The following is a 16976-nucleotide window of genomic DNA, read 5'->3' as shown; positions in this document are numbered from 1 at the left end:
TTGTATTAGTTATATTTTGCTGATAATTCTTTTGCTACTGACTCGATTACATCTGTAATTTCGTCTGTTAATTTTCCTGCTTTCAAAGCGTCAAGAGTTGCTCTGTGTTTGTTGTTTAAGAATTCTAAGAAATCTTTCTCAAATTCTCTTACTTTGTTCACAGGAACATTTCTTAACAAGTTTTTTGAACCAGCATAAATAATTGCAACTTGGTCTTCAACAGTATAAGGATCATTCAAACCTTGTTTCAAGATTTCAACGTTTCTTTTTCCTTTCTCAATTACGTTCAATGTAACCGCATCAAGGTCAGAACCAAATTTAGCAAACGCTTCCAATTCACGGAATTGTGCTTGATCTAGTTTCAATGTACCTGCTACTTTTTTCATTGATTTAATTTGTGCATTTCCTCCAACACGTGATACCGAAATACCTACGTTAATCGCTGGACGAACTCCTGAGTTAAACAAATCTCCATCAAGGAAAATTTGACCATCAGTAATCGAAATTACGTTTGTTGGGATATATGCAGATACGTCACCAGCTTGAGTTTCAATAATTGGTAAAGCAGTTAATGAACCACCACCTTTTACAATTGATTTCAATGAATCTGGTAAATCATTCATGTTTCTAGCAATTCCATCATCAGCAATTACTTTACAAGCACGCTCTAATAAACGACTGTGTAAGTAAAAAACGTCTCCTGGATATGCCTCACGTCCCGGTGGTCTTCTTAATAAAAGAGAAACCTCACGGTAAGCAACAGCTTGTTTAGATAAATCATCATAAACAATTAAAGCTGGACGACCTGAATCTCTAAAATACTCACCAATTGCAGCACCTGCCATAGGAGCATATACTTGCATTGGAGCTGGATCAGAAGCATTAGCAGCAACAATAATGGTGTAAGCCATTGCTCCTTTTTCTTCTAACATTTTAGCAATTCCTGCTACAGTTGATGCTTTTTGCCCAATTGCAACATATATACAAAACACTGGTTTTCCAGCGTCGTAAAATTCTTTTTGATTTAAGATGGTATCAAGACAAACAGTTGATTTACCTGTTTGACGGTCACCAATAACTAACTCACGTTGACCTCTACCTACTGGGATCATAGCATCTACTGCTTTAATACCTGTTTGTAATGGCTCAGTAACTGGTTGACGGAAGATAACTCCAGGAGCTTTTCTTTCTAATGGCATTTCGTATAAGTCTCCACCTATTGGTCCTTTTCCATCAATAGGAAAACCAAGAGTGTTAACTACACGTCCTACCATTTGTTCTCCTACTTTAAGAGAAGCGATACGTTGTGTTCTTTTTGCAGTTGATCCTTCTTTGATACCAGTTGATGGTCCTAAAAGTACCACACCAACGTTATCCTCTTCAAGATTCAAAACAATAGCCTCAAGACCATTTTCGAATTCTACTAATTCACCGTATTGAACATTTGAAAGCCCGTAAATACGAGCAATACCATCTCCAACTTGAAGTACTGTTCCTACTTCCTCTAGCGTAGCGCCAGATTCAAAACCTTCTACTTGCTTTCTTAATATTGCTGATATTTCAGCAGGTTTGATTTCCGCCATCTTAATTTATAATTTAGACACTCTAAAGTGCGATAAAACTAGTTACTTAACTCTCTTTTTAATACTTGTAATCTATTAGCAATAGAAGCATTATACTCCTTGTCACCAATTCTTAAAATAAAACCTCCTATGATAGCAGGGTCTATAGTATTTACTATTGTAATTTTCTTATTTGAAAATTCTTTTATTTTTTCAGAAACTTTCGCTTCTAATGCAGAATCCATTGCTATTGCCGTAGTTACTTTTACTACTTCAAAGCCATTCATCTCATCTGATAAAAGAACGTACTGAGAAACGATATCTTCTAAAATTTCAAATCTTTTGTTTTCGAATAACAAATGGAAAAGACTTTTAGTCAATTTAGTTGTACTTGCGAAAACTTCAGTCAAAGCACTTTCTTTAACACCAACAGAAATGGTAGGGTTTTGAATAAAGCTATTCAATTCCTCATTTCCAGTTATTGTTGAAGAAATCAAAGCCATATCTTTATAGACTTCCTGCTCATTTCCTGCAGAAATAGCTAAATCTATGAATGCTTTTGCATAACGAATTGCTGCTCTAGTTCCTGACATAATTTTAGTTTAATTTTACGTCACCTAACATATTCTCAATCAATTTAGCTTGAGCTTCTTTATTAGATAATTCGTCTTTCAATAATTTTTCTGCGATACTCAATGATAACGTTGAAACTTGAGATTTCAATTCAGCCATAGCTGCATTTTTCTCTGCTTCAATAGCAATTTTTGCTTGTGAAATCATTCTCTCTCCTTGAATTTGTGCTTCTTTCTTAGAATCAGCAACCATCTTCTCTTTCATTTCACGCGCTTCTTTAAGCATGTTGTCACGCTCCATTCTAGCTTCTTGTAAAATGCGTTCATTGTCTGCAGTTAAATTCTGCATTTCTCTACGCGCTGATTCGGCGGAAGCCAAAGCATTATTTATAGATTCTTCACGACCTTTTACGGCTCCCAAAATTGGTTTCCAAGCAAATTTTCTCAAAAGTAGAAAGAAAACAAAGAAAATGATCGTTGTCCAAAAAATTAAACTCTCCGGTGCTGTAAAATTCATATGTATATATTTAAAATAATTTTTTTGTTTTAGAAAGAAAAACTTCCTGCAGCCAACCGCTACAGGAAATTTTAATTTTTAATTACTTTGCAATTAAAGCAACAACTACTGCGAAAAGCGCAACACCTTCAATAAGTGCAGCAGCGATAATCATAGCAGTTTGGATTTTTCCAGCAGCTTCTGGCTGACGAGCAATTGCATCCATAGCAGATCCACCAATTTTTCCAATTCCAAGACCTGCTCCAATTACTGCTAATCCAGCTCCGATTCCAGCTAATACCATAATAATAAATTTATATAGTTAATAATTAATAAAACTCTGATTAATGATGATCATGCTCTGCAACGGCTTGACCAATAAACAATGCTGATAACAACGTAAAGACATAAGCTTGTAATGCTGCAACTAACATTTCTAATACACTCATAAATAAAACAAACGCTCCAGAAATAGGAGAAACCGCTACTGTTTCAAATATAAAGATTAATGAAACTAAACTTAAAATAATGATGTGTCCTGCTGTAATGTTAGCAAATAAACGAATCATCAATGCGAAAGGTTTTGTTAACATTCCAATTAATTCTACAGGAATCATAATTGGTGCTAACCAAAAAGGAACTCCAGGCGTATTGAAAATGTGCCCCCAATAATCTTTATTTCCACTCAATGTTGTAATGATAAACGTAATCAACGCCATTACAAAAGTAAAGTATATATTTCCAGTCAAGTTTGAGCTAAATGGAAAAAAAGGAATCAAACCGATAAGGTTGTTAATCCAGATGAAGAAAAAGATAGTCAATAAATACGGCATGTATTTTTCGTATTTTTTCTCTCCAATATTTGGTCTAGCAATATCATCTCTAACAAATGTTACTAAAGGCTCAAGAAATCCAGCGATACCTTTAGGTGCTAATTGATTTTTCTTGTACGATCTTGCTACAGCTAAAAACAATAAAAACATTATGATAGCTGACATGAACATTGAAAAAACATTCTTAGTAATCGAAAAGTTCAACGGTCTTGCATCAAATTCAAATGCTCCATTTTTTCTTTCCTCTACAGTCAATTTGTCAAATTTGTCTGCGTAATAAATAACTTCATTTGAACGAACTAATTTGTGACCATTGACGTCAATCGCATGTTTTGCTTCATTGTCGTGGTGAAATCTCTCCGAAGAGAAAATTTCTAAACCAGTATTGGTCCACAAAATTACTGGTAGATAAAATGAAACTGGATGTCCGCCCCAGTCTGCAATATGAAATTCATGTGAATCACCAATATGAGAATTAATTAATTCCGTTGCATCAAATGGTTTCTTTACGGGAGCTGCCTCTGCTTGATGCTCAACAACTGCTTCATTTGCAATAGAAAGACTATCAACCACAGGATTTGCAAATCCAAAATAAGGAATACTGGCTACTAAGGCAACTAATAAGAACTGAACATGTTTATTTGAAAATACCATTATTAAATTGTGTGTCTAATTTTACGTTTCAAAATTTTTTGCAAAGGTACATAATTTATTTACAACTGAAAATATATCATTTTGTTTTTACCCATTATATTCAAATTAAATACTGCTATTAACACATACTCCTTATTGTTTATTTATTAAACGAACCGCAAAAAGGGTTTCGAAGAATAAGAATAGAAAATAAGGAATAAAAAATGCACTAACATCAGGAATTTGGCTTGTAAGGTCTGATTGAATCAAAGGAATAAGAAAAACTATTGACGCCATCATTTTAATTAGGCTAAATCCCATAAAGGCAAAACCCGTTTTATCAGCAAATGTTTTATTAACAAAAAGAAGAAAACTATAGCTTAATAGAGTAATAATAAGATGGAAAAGGTAAATACTCCATGTCGAATAAAAAAAAGTAATATTTTCAAAAAATGAGCTAATTATGTAATATTGTATGAAAAATAATACAATAGAAAAAGGAATAATTATCGTTAAGAATTTATAAAATTGTCGCATTAATCGTCTTTATTTAAATTTTTTACCTGTCTTATTACATTGTATAATCCAATAAAAACAGCTAATAATGATAGTATTATGGTAAATACTGAAGAGCTCGTATATTTTTCATCAAGCCACATTCCTAAATAGGTAAAACAAAAAATGATCACTCCCATTTGAAAAGGAATATTCATCATCACTAACCATTTATTAGATTGTTTCGGATTGCTATTTTTCTGCATCAGGAAGCGTCTGTTTTTTTACAATATTATTCATTACACAAGAAGCACTAAAGTCAGCTCCTGGTTCTACAGAAAGCTTTCCTACGCTTACTTCTCCATGTATACTAGCTTTTGATTTTACATTTAAAACTTCGGTGATTTGCATCTTACCGCTAAATTTGCCTTCAATATCAGCATTTTTACAAGTAATATCTCCTGTTACACTTCCAGCAGGACCAATAACTATCTTTCCGCGCGATTGAAAATTACCAATCAAATTACCATCCAATCTAAAATCAGCTTCTGAAATAATATCACCCGTTATCGTTGTACCTTCTACAATTCTATTCGTTTTTCCTAAAAGTTCCGTGTATGATTTTGACTTTTTATCAAACATAGTTATTGTTTTTCTGCTACTAAATACGTTTCAAGATTTTTCTTAATTTGGATAACTTTATAGTTTTCGCCTGAAATTACAATCGCAGGATCGGTGACTTTATATTTCGAATTATCTTTCAAAACTAAGGTAATATCATCTGCATAAATCTTTGACTTTATACCGTGTATAGTAATAAAGTTTTCCTTATTCGTATAAATATCATACGAGTAATATAATTTTTGCAGATTTTCGCTTGCTATAAATTTTTTGATTTTATCTTCTAAAGCTTTCGTGTTTTTATCTTCACGTGATCCTACGCGATATAAAATTTTCCAACTATTTGAATCCGTTTTTACAAAATCCATTTTTTCTAAAAGTGGAATCTGATCATTAATAATGCTTTGTGCACTCTTACCCTCTTCACTATTTGGATAGTTATCAGCAACAGTTTGCAAAGCATTTTTATAAGCTGTCAATCCTTTTAGCTTACCAATGGTATTAGCTCTCAATAATTCAAATTTACTAACCATTTCATCTCCAGAAAACTGAGTGATTAGCTGATCAGAATTATCTAAAACTAATTCAAATTGCTCTTGCTGATACAGCTTAAACCATTTATTATAAATACTTTCTGCTGACTCAAAGTTTGAAGCCGCAGTACTATTAGAGTTACTAATAATTTCTGCGTAACGAGAGTTTGGATACTGAACTGCGATCTTGTTTTTCATCGCTACCGCTTTGCTTGTATCTGTGATTTCATATAATTTATATAAATTATACATTGCAGGCAGTACTAATTTTTCCTCAGGATTACTATTTAATAGTTGCTCAAGTTTTGCAATCGCTAAACGATTTTCCTTAAATTTCTCCTTGTAAATAATTCCTAATTGATAATTAGCAAAATTACGTTCTTTACTTATACTGTCAATTTCAACAGTTGCAGTTGGAATTTGCTTCAAATAAAAGTCAGTAGTGTATTGTTCCAAAACTTCATTTGAAGTAATGTCCTTGTCAGTAGAATTAATTTGATTATTTAAATCGTTAGTGCTGATAGTATTCGCAACAGATGATGAAATTCTCCAATAACCATCTAAAGCTCGATCTCCCCATATTTTTTTAAACTCTAATTTTCCAAAAGCTAAGGTAGTTGGGTTATAGAAATAAAATGTACTAGCACCTGTAGGAGCAGCAGGAGCGCCCATGGATGGTGGTGCCATTGCCAGTTTTCTAGCAGGCCTTGTAGGATCAGTTGCTGTAATAGGATCAATTACAGTTGACGAACTATTACGTGCTATATTATCTTGTATTTCTTTGTTCTTTTCTTCTTGTAGTCGCTTCGCTTCATCTTGTTTTTGAAGTTTAGTAATGTAATTTTCAAAATAAGCTGTTCGGTCAGATGGGCTTAATGCTACGACATTCAAAATACTATCGTTCCTTTTTGCAAGACCTTCATATAAAATAACCTCATCAAGATTATTTCTAATTTTTTGAATTTTAAGAAATTCTCTCGATTTATTATTAAGCTTTACTAATGTACTATCATAATATTTAGCCGCTTCAGGATACGCGGCATCTCTAAAGTACATATTACCTAGATTTCTATAATTTGATGCAACCAAATACGAATTTGTTGAATTTGATTTTAAGGAAGAATTATAAAAATCGATTGCATCTTTCTGATTATTTTGCTTGTCATAAAAAACGCCATACTGATGAAATATTAAATCTTTGTACGGACGATTTTCTCTATCCTTTATCAATTTGTCAAATGTGTTTTCAAATGAATCAAAATCACCATTTTGATAATCGAATAATTCTGCTTTTTTAACGTGAGCTTGAATTACAAATTTTCGCTCCGCTTTTCTATTCATTTTGATAACGGATTCATACGATGGAACTGCACTGTCTTTGTATCCTAATTCTTGATACAACTGGCCAAGAATAAAGCGATAACGTGCTTTCTCTTGATTTATTTTAGTGAAATCAATTGCTAATTTCAATTTTGCAACAGCGCTATCTTTTTGTTCTAAACTTAAAAAAGAAGCAGTTAAAAGTGCATTAGCATCAGCAAAAACTTGATTTGTAACCTTTTGATCTTCTAATAATTTAGTTATATTTTTTATTACTAATGCGTCGTTACCTAAACGCATATTCGTTTTTTCTCGCCATATTTTAGCTTCGTAAATTTTACTACTGTTGGGATATTTGTATAAAATGTAATTAAACGCATCTAAAGCTGGAACAAAACGCTGATCAAAATACCTTGCTTTTCCAAGCATAAGATAAGCTTCGTCGATTTGGCTATTTTTTTCTCTGCCACCAATGTTCATTGAGTGCTTTTGAATGGCTTTGGTCGCTTTGGCTTCAGCCAATTCAAACTCTGCGTTACTTGCTTTATTATTGCTGACTAATTCATCTTTAATTAGCATTTTTTCTGGAGGTAGAAGTTCCCAGAAATCATCATCAGTACTAGAATTAATATTTTGAACTCCTTTTTCGAGTCCTACTCCACCGTTATATAAAATATTATATTTTGTGCTAAGTGCGTGTGAACTTCTTGCCATAAAAGTATGTTTTTTAGTAGAACAGGCTACGAAAAAAGTGAAAGACAAAGAGAAAAGTAACGGCTTAATTATATTGATTTTCAATGGAAAACGTTTTTATCAATTAACTATTAAATATACTATTTAGTATATGCAGTGGTAAAAATACATTTCTTTTTGACATCGTGAAAATTATAGTAATTTAATTGCAAAACAAGCGCTTGAAATCAAAGTACTATTAATTTTATTTTTTATTCCACTACTGACTTAAAAATAGGATTAGTTTTTGAAAAAATGTTTCAATGTAATATGGAAAATCTAATCTCTTCTCTTAAAAAAATTCTAACTGAAGTTTAAATTATTTTAAACTGCAAAAAAGGATTCTAGTTCTTTTAATGTTTCTGCAGAAGTTTGGATATCTTTTACCACTTCGCCTTTATGCATCGCAACAATTCTATTACTGACTTCAACAGTATGCATCAAGTCATGACTCGAAACTAAAACGGTAATTTCTGGATTGTCAGCAAGATCTTTAATGATTTTTTTTAATCTAAATTGAGTCGTTGGATCTAAATTCGCAAAAGGTTCGTCAAGAATAATTACCTCTGGATTTCCAATTAATGTTGCGATAATACCAACTTTTTTCTGATTCCCTTTTGACAAGTCACGTAAATATTTTTTGTTTTTAAGAATTTCTCCATTAAAAAATTCTTCATGTTTTGCTAGTAAAGCATCTACATCAGCTTTGTTTTGTCCACGCAAGTCACCTATGAAGTAAAAGTATTCTTCAGGAGTCAAGTATCCTATTAAAAAGCTCTCATCTAGAAAAGAAGCCGTGAATGGTTTCCAAGCTTCACTAGTATTTACCTCAACTCCGTTGTTTATGACATGACCTGTTGAAGGTTGGATTAAATCCAATAAAAGGCTGAAAAAAGTAGTTTTTCCTGCTCCATTATTTCCTACAAGACCAAAGCTTTCGCCTTTTTTAATTTCTAAAGAATCTATTTTTAGTACGGTTGTTCCGTTATATGTTTTTGAAAGATTGTTTACTTGTATCATTTTATAAAAAATTAATTTGATGAATCGTTTGATGAATAATTCCGTTATCCTTTTTGTTTATAAGCGGCGATAGTTGCGTATTTCTCTGATTTATATACTCTTTCAATTAGAGAGAAAGCTTTGTTTTTTAATGCAAAACCAATTACTCCTGCACCAGCCACTAACGCTAATGCTACGTTAGGATTGGCATATTTTAAACCTAACCAATAGAGTAAAACAGGCAAACCTAATTGTGGAACAGAGATTAGCATGGTTTTGATATTAAATGCTTTTTTATCTCCAAAAGCGCCTTTTCCAGAACTCAGATCAATTGGTGTTTTAGTATATGCTCCACCTAATAAAACTAAATGTGAATTAACGCCAATGTTGTAAATAGCACCTACAATAATGACTAAATACGTTTCCCAACCAAAATAAAGATAAAATGACGCAACAATAGTGGTTAGTATAGTTGCAATAACCATCAACCACCATTTAGAACTCAAATATTCTTTATAAGGAATATTTTGTGTCATCATTAATTGGTAATAGGCACTATCCCAACTTGGTACAAATTGTCCAAAAGTGATTAGAAATCCTCCAGAAACAAAGATTCCTCCAAAAATGTGCATCACTGGTCCATAAAAAGCAGTGGTGGAGAAAAACAGAAGTCCATAAAAAAGAAACATAACACTTAAACCGACGGTTGTCTTCGATCTTTTGTTCCTTTTTATTAATTTGATGTCATTTTTCAAAAATGTTCCTATAGTTCCAAATTGGTTCAACCAAGTTAAATTTTCTGTTTTAGCAACATCATGCTTATTTGTAAGTCCTGAATCTAGATATAAGTTATTTTTAAAATAGATAAAAGTGAAGTAATACAAAACTATTAAAGCGATAACTGGAATTGCAAAAGCCCAATACGTGTTGAAAATAGCATCAAATGGAGGCGCTATATAATCCGTAATATTAAATAATCCATAATACTGTAAACCCGCTAATGCAGTTGTGATTACTAAGAAAATTCCAAATAAATTATCTTTATTACTGAGTATAATATTAATAAAGTTGTTGATATATAGCAAAGAGTAAACACCAGTATACCATAATAGTACATGTACAACATCATATCCTTCGATCATTAAAACAATACTGAATGGAAGTAAGAAAAAACCATGAACTAAGTTAAAGAATGATAAAATTGTTTTTCCCAGAGAAAAATGAACAATCGTAGATTTTTTTATAGGAAAAATTAGCATGGGACGAATGTTCATTACTGGAATTTTCTGCACCAATATTCGAACGAGTAAATCCATTACTACGTAATAAATCATGAATTTATTCACTGTTGTGATTGGGTCCATATTCATTTTCTTTAAGAAATAGAAAACCCCAATACCCATCCCTAAAAATAGTAAGATAAAATAGGCGGCAAGAAAACCAATTAGGATTTTCAAAGCTAAGTTGGTAGCGAAGGAAGCCGATCTAAAAAAAGCTTTCCATTCGAGATAAAGGAATTTTTGAATCATAGTTTGGTTATTTTGGTTGTGTAGTATGTAGTTAAATTCGAAAAATGTTACAGTTTTTCAAATTTATATTCAGGATATGTCGCTTCTAAATAGATACAAATTTTAGACGGAATAATTTTGAATACGATAATAAGTACCAAACTAAATAATACAAAAAGAAAACTAATTCCTAATATCCAATAATCGTTATTTAAGAAGTTATCGCCATGATTGATTAATTGAACTAACAAATTGATAGGCAGTATTATTGTTGCAGAAAAAGTGCCGTACTGATTGATAATTTCTTCGAACAGCCACTTTTTCTCATTTAATTTCTTTCTTTCCTTTCTCGTTTTTCGGTTTTTAAACATTTCATAAAATGTAAAGCCTAATAAGAGGATATAAAAACCAACTAGAATCCATTCTTTAAAAAAACTTAATTTTATAAAAGTAAAAAGCAATAAAGTCATTGCTATTGTCAAGATAATTTTTGGGACACCAAAAAAATCTTTAAAATGTTGCCAAACCAAACCGTTGTATTTTTTTCCAAGTACTACTTGTCTTTTTTCCACAACATCCATAAAACCAAAAACGCCAAACTTCTTGAATTCAATATTCAAAGCTTCTTCAAAAGAACGGTTGGGTTTTTCCTGCCATTGTTCTTCAATTGAATTGGCTAAATGATCCACTAGTTCTGATTGCAAATCATAATACTCCACATAATGTTGTCGAGTAAAAGTGAAAAGTTGTTCTATTTGTGAAATGGATAGTTTAATGTTTTAGATTAGTTTGTATTTTTTTACCATTCTGAAATGCTCTGCTGCAAGCGCAATTAAATAAACACTTATAAAAAAGAAAAAATTAGTAATAGACCACTCCATAAAATTGCTAAACAAACTGCCTCTGTGATAATGGCGATAATTTCCATTTAAAAGTGTGTAAATCATATAAAAATTATTAGGTAACAAACAGGAACTTTTTAGAAAAAAGAATCCATAAACCGTTTTTGATTTTAATTTCCAAACAAAAAACATAATGGTTAGTATTGCCACACAAGATAAAATATATACTGACGATAAAAAGGATTTCAAAATAGTATAAACGTATTCCTGTGGATACATTATTGTGATCGTTGTTATCAAAATACTAAAAAAAAGAGTTGAAAATAAACTCGATTTATAAATTTTTGATGCCGCAGCAACATATCGGTCGACAATTATTTTTGGCCCAATAATTCCCCATCCAAAACTTTTTGTTTGTTTCAACAGTGATTCCCACTTTTTTAAACTCTTTGCAAAGGCTTCTTCAAAAGTAGATTCTTCTTCTAATTCAATCTCTGAAGCAATATGATCAATTAATTCTAGTTTTACATCTTCATAAATGACATCCTTTGAAATTAAGGACTCATTTATTAATTGGATTTGGTCTTTGGTTAGTTTCATTTTATAAAATCTAAAATAAGTAATGTTATTTTTTAGTTTTTTAAAGTATTCTTTTGAAATTACATTTCAGTAAATACAATTTTCTACCTTATTTGTCATGCTGAGGAACGAAGCATCTCTTCCCTACTATTCAAACAAGTCATTAAGAAAATTCAGGTCAGGATTAATTGTTTTTATTAGTGTGATTTTCTTGTCTTTCCTCCATCCCTTAATTTCTTTTTCTTTAGCAATTGCTATTTGTATCCATGTAAATTTTTCGAAATACAATAAATGATGAACGTTATATTTAGCTGTAAACGAATTCGGATTCAAGGAGTCTTTGTGCTGCTTTAGTCTAATTTTTAAATTATTAGTAACTCCAGTGTACAAAACCGTTTTTGCTTTATTGGTCAGAATATAAACGTAATAAGTATGGTGTCCTTCCTGAAATTCTATAATTTTTTTGCTTTAAAGATGATTTCATATTTTGTGTAGATGCTTCGTTCCTCAGCATGACAAAGTATTTGGTTTTACTAATAAAATTCTATCATGTTATTTGCTTTAACGATGATTTAATAGATTGTGGTGATGCTTCGTTCCTCAGCATGACATATTAGTGGATTAATAATGCTAATTTAACTGGTATTGTTCTTTAACCCTTTTGATAGTTTTGTTTTGCAATAAGATTCCAGTTATTAAGCATAAAACCGTTAATGCCCACAAACAACAAAAAAGAAAAAGTACTAAAGCATATTCATTAATTTCTTCTTTAAAAACATTTCCTAAACTAAGTCCAAAATTAATAAAACCACCAAATAATAAAGTTAGTGGATTGCTCTTCTCAATTTCAATAAAGCGATTACCATCTATTTTTCTATTCTTGTAATAAGAATAGACCATGGGTATGGCTACAAAAATTAAAAAAAGAAATAGTCCTGCAACAAACTTTCTTGGCTCTTCAAAATACAGAGAAATTTTAAAAGTTAGGAAAACTACTATTATACTTGCAAATATCTTAGGAAACTTTAGATACTCGCCAATCATCTTCCATTGCTCCTTTCTGAACTCTTTTCCCAAAATTTCAGTTCGTTCCTTTTCAATGGATTTAAAACTAGAATCTCCAGTAAAATTATTCTCAGCGTATTGTTTTACTTGATGAAAAGTGAGTTCAGGATCTTTCTCCCAAATTTCCTCCATGCTAGAAACCATGTGATCCGTTAATTCCACTTGCAATTCATACCATTTGATATCACGTGAAGAAACATAATCGAAAATGTATTGAGTTTGTTCTTGAGTTAATTTCATCATCTTAAGATTAAAATTCTAATTTTGGACTTGGGTTTACTAAACTCTGCATATTTCTAATAAAATCTTCTAGTTCTGAAAGTCGGTTTACGGTTTCGGTTGTACCTTTTTCAGTAAGTTTATAATATTTGCGCATTCTATTGTCTACTTTTTCGATTTCTACATCGAGAATTCCTTCTGCTTCCAGTTTATGTAAAGCAGGATATAAAGCGCCTTCGGTAATATTAAGTTCACCCGATGTAATTGCTTTAACTTTTTGAGTAATTTCATAACCATACATCTTGCCGTTTTCCTCCAGCAACTTCATGATGATCGTATTTAAACTTCCCTTATATAATTGTGAATTTTTCATATTTTTTATCATTAGGAGATGCAAAGCAATTTCTTTTCGAAAACAAATATACATAAGATTCCTATACATAATCATGTTAGGTATATTAATTTTAAAGCAAACCTATTATTTAACTAAAAAATCAACTACAAGTAGAACATTTTAACACAAAATGAAAATTTTCATAAGTTTACTAAATTTTCACAATAGAAAATTAATTGGTTTTTTTGAATATTAAGTATTCGCGGATTTTCCTGTAACTCGTGGCAAAAAAGATCCTTATTTCAACTGCTTTAAAATTTTCAAACACTTTGATTTAAGAAACCTAATCTGTTTATTATCTTTGTCAAAAAATAATCACATGTCATCCTTTTTAAAACTAATTATAAAAGAAGTAAAGCGCGAAACTAAAGATGCCGTTTCTATACTTTTTAACGTACCGGAAGAATTAAAAGCAAATTATAAATTCATTGCGGGTCAATACCTAAATTTGAAATTAACGCTTGACGGTGAGGAAATACGTCGTGCGTATTCAATTTGTTCATCGCCAGAAAGTGGAGAACTTCGCATTGCTGTAAAAGCTGTAAAAGGAGGTGCTTTTTCTCAGTTTGCTAATACAAAACTGAAAGCTGGAGATGTAATTGAAGTTGGAACTCCTGAAGGTAAATTTACATTTGAACCTCAGGCAGACCGACAAAAAAATTATGTTGCTTTTGCAGCAGGAAGCGGAATCACGCCCATACTTTCAATACTAAAATCAGTATTGAAAGACGAACCAAAAAGTTCATTCGTGCTGGTTTACGGAAATAAAACGCCTGAAGAAACCATCTTTCATCAAGAATTACACGATTTACAATTGAAATATGTAGGTCGTCTTTTTGTACATTATGTTTTCAGTCAAGCCAAAGCAGACAATGCTTTATTTGGAAGAATTGAAAAAGCAGCGGTAAATTTTGTTTTGAAAAACAAGCATAAGGAACTTGAATTTGATAAGTTCTATTTATGTGGTCCAGAAGAAATGATCAACATCGTTTCTGATGTTTTAAAGGAACATAATGTAAAGGAATCGAATATAAAATTTGAATTGTTTGCCTCCTCTACTGCCGAAAATAAAATTGAAAAATCATTAAGTGGACACTCGAAAATCACCATTATGGTTGATGACGAGGAAACGACGTTTGAAATGTCACAGAAACAAACCGTTCTTGATGCAGCGTTAAAGCAAGGGATAGATGCTCCATATTCTTGTCAAGGTGGAATTTGCAGTAGCTGTCTAGCACGAGTAACATCAGGAACTGCTGAAATGAGTAAAAACTCAATTCTTACGGACAAAGAAATAGCAAGTGGACTAATACTTACTTGTCAAGCACATCCAACATCAGAAAGTATTTATATCGATTACGACGATGTTTAAAATATAATTACTGAATAAATAGAATTCCAAACTCCAAATTAAACAGTGGACTTTGGAATTTTTTATTTTAACTAAATGAGGAACTTTTATTAGTAAGAAAACGAATCTTATAAAAGAAGCAAAAAAAAATTTAAAATTCTTTGAAAAATTACAAGGTGAATTGGTTGTTTTAAATTTAAGTAAAATGACAAAAAGCAATCGCTAATGCTACAAATATCTTCAAGAGATTATACAATGTATGTAGAAAAATAGCAAAGAGAATCGGTACGTTTAGGACTGAAAGCTGTTTATTTTGAAGAATAAATTTAAACTTTGGAAAGGCGATTAGAAATTATGAGGTATATAAAATGGTATTAAGCTTAGATCCAATTTAAAAATCTACACTAAAGACTGAATATACGCCACAACCTGATTTGGTTGGATCGATCGCATGACCTCATCATAACCTTCAACTACTTTATTTCCATAAACTGATGTTGGCAGTAAAGGATACTTTTCTCGATCAGAAATTAAAGCGTTTTCTAATGGTTGATTAAAAGGTGAAAAACCAGCAAATGGATGTGTCGCGCCCCAAAGGGTGACAACTTTTACACCAAGCATGGCAGCAATATGCGCGTTTCCAGAATCCATAGAAAGCATAACATCAAGATTACTAATTACTTGTAATTCCTGTTGAAATTTAATTTTCCCAGCCATGTTAATGACGTTTACTTTATCTTTTGAAAGTGATTCTAGTACTTCAATTTCTTTTTTTCCACCTCCAAAAAGTAAAATTTTATATGAACTGTTTTTAGCTAATTGTTCAATTACTTTTTGCATTAAATCTATAGGATATACTTTAGAATCATATTGTGCAAAAGGAGCAATCCCTATTAAATTTTTATAATCGTTACCAATGATTGTTTGAATTTCTTTATCTAGAATTCCTTTTTCTGGAAAATTAGGATTTGAAAAATTTATAGGAAATCCAAGTTCTTCAAAAACTGTAGTATGCCGCTGGAACATAGTGGGCAATTGTTTGAATTCTTTATCCTCTGTGCGCGTTAATTCTTTTTTTCCTTGTCGACCTTTGTCTACCGACGCGATTTTTTTTCCGCTTACAGCAAAAAGATTGCGAATGATTTGGGAACGAAGAACATTATGCAAATCAGCAAAAGCATCAATATTTAATTTTTTTAAGTCCTGGAATAAACGCAACAATCCTAGAAAACCTTTATGGCGTTCTTTTTCATCGAAAGCGAAAAAAGAAATATTTGGGATTCCGTTAAAGAAAGGTTTTAAAAAAGGACGAGAAATCACAGTCAACTGAACGGATGGATATTGTTTTACAAAAGCCCGTAAAACAGGAACCGTCATGGCGACATCTCCCATCGCGGAAAGTCTCATGACAGCTATATGTTTAATGTTGTTTGGCAATTGTAATATTGATCGTGGGTTTTAGCCCAGATTAAAATGAAAATCCCGGAACAAAAAAAGTAAAGTTTCTGGTTCTAAAAAAGCGACCAGCGGAAGCTCTTTTTATAACCATAGAAACTATACTTTTTTTATGAGGAATTGTAATGGAAAGCTGGAATAGCTTCAAAAACTATTTTTTATTTTGGTACAAAACAGGATTTAACTCATCGTCATTGTACATTTTCATTTGTTTGTACACTTTCATGAATTTATCTCCATGCTCGATATCAGTAAGTAAATCATCGATAGCTGTTGATAAATCAGTTCTTTGTTCTAATAAAATATTTAATTTCACTTGGCACTTATCTCTGTGATCTTGAGAGGCTTGCTCGCGAGTTGCCTCTTCATTCATGTGATAAATTTTAAGAGCTAAAATCGATAATCTATCAAAAGCCCAAGCAGGACTTTCAGAGTTGATTTTTGCATTGTCTTTAATCACAACAGTGCTGTATTTTTGAAGAAAATAACTGTCAATATATTCAACCATATCAGTACGCTCCTGATTTGAAGCATCGATTCTTCTTTTTAAAGTTAGAGCCGCAACGGGATCAATATTAGGATCTCTAATGATATCTTCAAAATGCCATTGTACGGTATCAATCCAGTTCTTGTGATACAACAAATGTTCAAATTTATCTTTAGGATAAGGATTGTGGATCGGTTGATCTACATTATCAAACTCATGATAATCCTTAATACTTTTTTCGAATACGGAATAAGCTAGTTTTGAAAACATATTTTTATAT

Annotated in this window: 18 protein-coding genes; 1 reads left to right on the top strand and 17 read right to left on the bottom strand. The window is 31.6% G+C overall.

Annotated features, from left to right (window positions below; all coding sequences use genetic code 11):
• Positions 1-5: 5 nt before the first annotated feature.
• The 15 genes from atpA to BC961_RS04920 all read right to left on the bottom strand — a co-directional run bounded on the left by atpA (position 6) and on the right by BC961_RS04920 (position 13382).
• Positions 6-1583, bottom strand: a complete 1578-nt coding sequence (atpA, locus tag BC961_RS04995) for a F0F1 ATP synthase subunit alpha (RefSeq protein WP_121924761.1) — start codon at positions 1581-1583, stop codon at positions 6-8.
• Between the two features lie 38 nt (positions 1584-1621).
• Entirely contained in the window at positions 1622-2155 is a 534-nt protein-coding gene (gene atpH, locus BC961_RS04990; RefSeq protein WP_121924760.1) for an ATP synthase F1 subunit delta, read from the bottom strand.
• A 4-nt stretch (positions 2156-2159) separates the two neighbouring features.
• Positions 2160-2651, bottom strand: a complete 492-nt coding sequence (locus BC961_RS04985) for a F0F1 ATP synthase subunit B (RefSeq protein ID WP_121924759.1) — start codon at positions 2649-2651, stop codon at positions 2160-2162.
• An 82-nt stretch (positions 2652-2733) separates the two neighbouring features.
• Positions 2734-2934 (bottom strand): ATP synthase F0 subunit C, encoded by a 201-nt coding sequence (gene atpE, locus BC961_RS04980; protein ID WP_031453874.1) that lies wholly within the window; start codon positions 2932-2934, stop codon positions 2734-2736.
• A gap of 40 nt (positions 2935-2974) precedes the next feature.
• Entirely contained in the window at positions 2975-4117 is a 1143-nt protein-coding gene (gene atpB / locus BC961_RS04975) for a F0F1 ATP synthase subunit A (RefSeq protein ID WP_121924758.1), read from the bottom strand.
• Positions 4118-4632: 515 nt separating this feature from the next.
• Positions 4633-4857: an AtpZ/AtpI family protein gene (locus BC961_RS04965; protein ID WP_121924756.1), complete on the bottom strand. Its 225-nt coding sequence runs from the start codon at positions 4855-4857 to the stop codon at positions 4633-4635.
• Positions 4844-5233, bottom strand: coding sequence for a bactofilin family protein (locus BC961_RS04960; RefSeq protein ID WP_121924755.1), 390 nt, complete (start codon positions 5231-5233; stop codon positions 4844-4846). The genes BC961_RS04965 and BC961_RS04960 overlap by 14 nt, the downstream gene beginning before the upstream one ends.
• A 2-nt stretch (positions 5234-5235) precedes the next feature.
• Positions 5236-7827 carry a type IX secretion system periplasmic lipoprotein PorW/SprE gene (gene porW / locus BC961_RS04955; protein WP_449404206.1) on the bottom strand — a complete coding sequence of 864 codons (2592 nt, stop codon included), beginning with the start codon at positions 7825-7827 and terminating at the stop codon, positions 5236-5238.
• Between the two features lie 294 nt (positions 7828-8121).
• Entirely contained in the window at positions 8122-8817 is a 696-nt protein-coding gene (locus tag BC961_RS04950; protein WP_121924753.1) for an ABC transporter ATP-binding protein, read from the bottom strand.
• 44 nt (positions 8818-8861) lie between these two features.
• A complete protein-coding gene (locus tag BC961_RS04945) occupies positions 8862-10325 on the bottom strand; it encodes a DUF5687 family protein (RefSeq protein ID WP_121924752.1) in 1464 nt (487 codons plus the stop codon).
• A gap of 47 nt (positions 10326-10372) precedes the next feature.
• Positions 10373-11008, bottom strand: a complete 636-nt coding sequence (locus tag BC961_RS04940) for a hypothetical protein (RefSeq protein WP_245980810.1) — start codon at positions 11006-11008, stop codon at positions 10373-10375.
• Between the two features lie 75 nt (positions 11009-11083).
• Positions 11084-11746 (bottom strand): hypothetical protein, encoded by a 663-nt coding sequence (locus BC961_RS04935; RefSeq protein ID WP_121924750.1) that lies wholly within the window; start codon positions 11744-11746, stop codon positions 11084-11086.
• 126 nt (positions 11747-11872) lie between these two features.
• Positions 11873-12184 (bottom strand): GIY-YIG nuclease family protein, encoded by a 312-nt coding sequence (locus BC961_RS04930; RefSeq protein WP_121924749.1) that lies wholly within the window; start codon positions 12182-12184, stop codon positions 11873-11875.
• Positions 12185-12355: 171 nt separating this feature from the next.
• The gene (locus BC961_RS04925) at positions 12356-13033 is read right to left on the bottom strand and encodes a hypothetical protein (protein ID WP_245980808.1); all 678 of its coding nucleotides are present in this window, start codon (positions 13031-13033) and stop codon (positions 12356-12358) included.
• A 7-nt stretch (positions 13034-13040) separates the two neighbouring features.
• Complete coding sequence (locus BC961_RS04920) at positions 13041-13382, bottom strand: PadR family transcriptional regulator (RefSeq protein ID WP_121924747.1); 342 nt, start codon at positions 13380-13382, stop codon at positions 13041-13043.
• Positions 13383-13722: 340 nt separating this feature from the next.
• On the opposite strand from BC961_RS04920, the gene BC961_RS04915 reads away from it, so the two are divergent.
• Positions 13723-14775, top strand: a complete 1053-nt coding sequence (locus tag BC961_RS04915) for a ferredoxin--NADP reductase (RefSeq protein WP_121924746.1) — start codon at positions 13723-13725, stop codon at positions 14773-14775.
• Between the two features lie 378 nt (positions 14776-15153).
• Here BC961_RS04915 and BC961_RS04910 read toward each other — a convergent pair whose 3' ends face one another.
• Complete coding sequence (locus BC961_RS04910) at positions 15154-16161, bottom strand: glycosyltransferase family 9 protein (protein ID WP_121924745.1); 1008 nt, start codon at positions 16159-16161, stop codon at positions 15154-15156.
• Between the two features lie 199 nt (positions 16162-16360).
• Positions 16361-16966 (bottom strand): DUF4254 domain-containing protein, encoded by a 606-nt coding sequence (locus tag BC961_RS04905; RefSeq protein WP_121925096.1) that lies wholly within the window; start codon positions 16964-16966, stop codon positions 16361-16363.
• Between the last annotated feature and the right edge of the window lie 10 nt (positions 16967-16976).

It is taken from the genome of Flavobacterium weaverense, assembly GCF_003688495.1.
GTDB classification, from domain to species: domain Bacteria; phylum Bacteroidota; class Bacteroidia; order Flavobacteriales; family Flavobacteriaceae; genus Flavobacterium; species Flavobacterium weaverense.
This window is presented reverse-complemented; position numbering and strand designations above follow the sequence as displayed.

What these genes read in the sequence shown, in the direction of transcription:
- atpA (WP_121924761.1), bottom strand. Translation starts at nt 1,583, where the DNA reads ATGGCGGAAATCAAACCTGCTGAAATATCAGCAATATTAAGAAAGCAA.
- atpH (WP_121924760.1), bottom strand. Translation starts at nt 2,155, where the DNA reads ATGTCAGGAACTAGAGCAGCAATTCGTTATGCAAAAGCATTCATAGAT.
- BC961_RS04985 (WP_121924759.1), bottom strand. Translation starts at nt 2,651, where the DNA reads ATGAATTTTACAGCACCGGAGAGTTTAATTTTTTGGACAACGATCATT.
- atpE (WP_031453874.1), bottom strand. Translation starts at nt 2,934, where the DNA reads ATGGTATTAGCTGGAATCGGAGCTGGATTAGCAGTAATTGGAGCAGGT.
- atpB (WP_121924758.1), bottom strand. Translation starts at nt 4,117, where the DNA reads ATGGTATTTTCAAATAAACATGTTCAGTTCTTATTAGTTGCCTTAGTA.
- BC961_RS04965 (WP_121924756.1), bottom strand. Translation starts at nt 4,857, where the DNA reads ATGCAGAAAAATAGCAATCCGAAACAATCTAATAAATGGTTAGTGATG.
- BC961_RS04960 (WP_121924755.1), bottom strand. Translation starts at nt 5,233, where the DNA reads ATGTTTGATAAAAAGTCAAAATCATACACGGAACTTTTAGGAAAAACG.
- BC961_RS04950 (WP_121924753.1), bottom strand. Translation starts at nt 8,817, where the DNA reads ATGATACAAGTAAACAATCTTTCAAAAACATATAACGGAACAACCGTA.
- BC961_RS04945 (WP_121924752.1), bottom strand. Translation starts at nt 10,325, where the DNA reads ATGATTCAAAAATTCCTTTATCTCGAATGGAAAGCTTTTTTTAGATCG.
- BC961_RS04935 (WP_121924750.1), bottom strand. Translation starts at nt 11,746, where the DNA reads ATGAAACTAACCAAAGACCAAATCCAATTAATAAATGAGTCCTTAATT.
- BC961_RS04925 (WP_245980808.1), bottom strand. Translation starts at nt 13,033, where the DNA reads ATGATGAAATTAACTCAAGAACAAACTCAATACATTTTCGATTATGTT.
- BC961_RS04920 (WP_121924747.1), bottom strand. Translation starts at nt 13,382, where the DNA reads ATGAAAAATTCACAATTATATAAGGGAAGTTTAAATACGATCATCATG.
- BC961_RS04915 (WP_121924746.1), top strand. Translation starts at nt 13,723, where the DNA reads ATGTCATCCTTTTTAAAACTAATTATAAAAGAAGTAAAGCGCGAAACT.
- BC961_RS04910 (WP_121924745.1), bottom strand. Translation starts at nt 16,161, where the DNA reads ATGAGACTTTCCGCGATGGGAGATGTCGCCATGACGGTTCCTGTTTTA.
- BC961_RS04905 (WP_121925096.1), bottom strand. Translation starts at nt 16,966, where the DNA reads ATGTTTTCAAAACTAGCTTATTCCGTATTCGAAAAAAGTATTAAGGAT.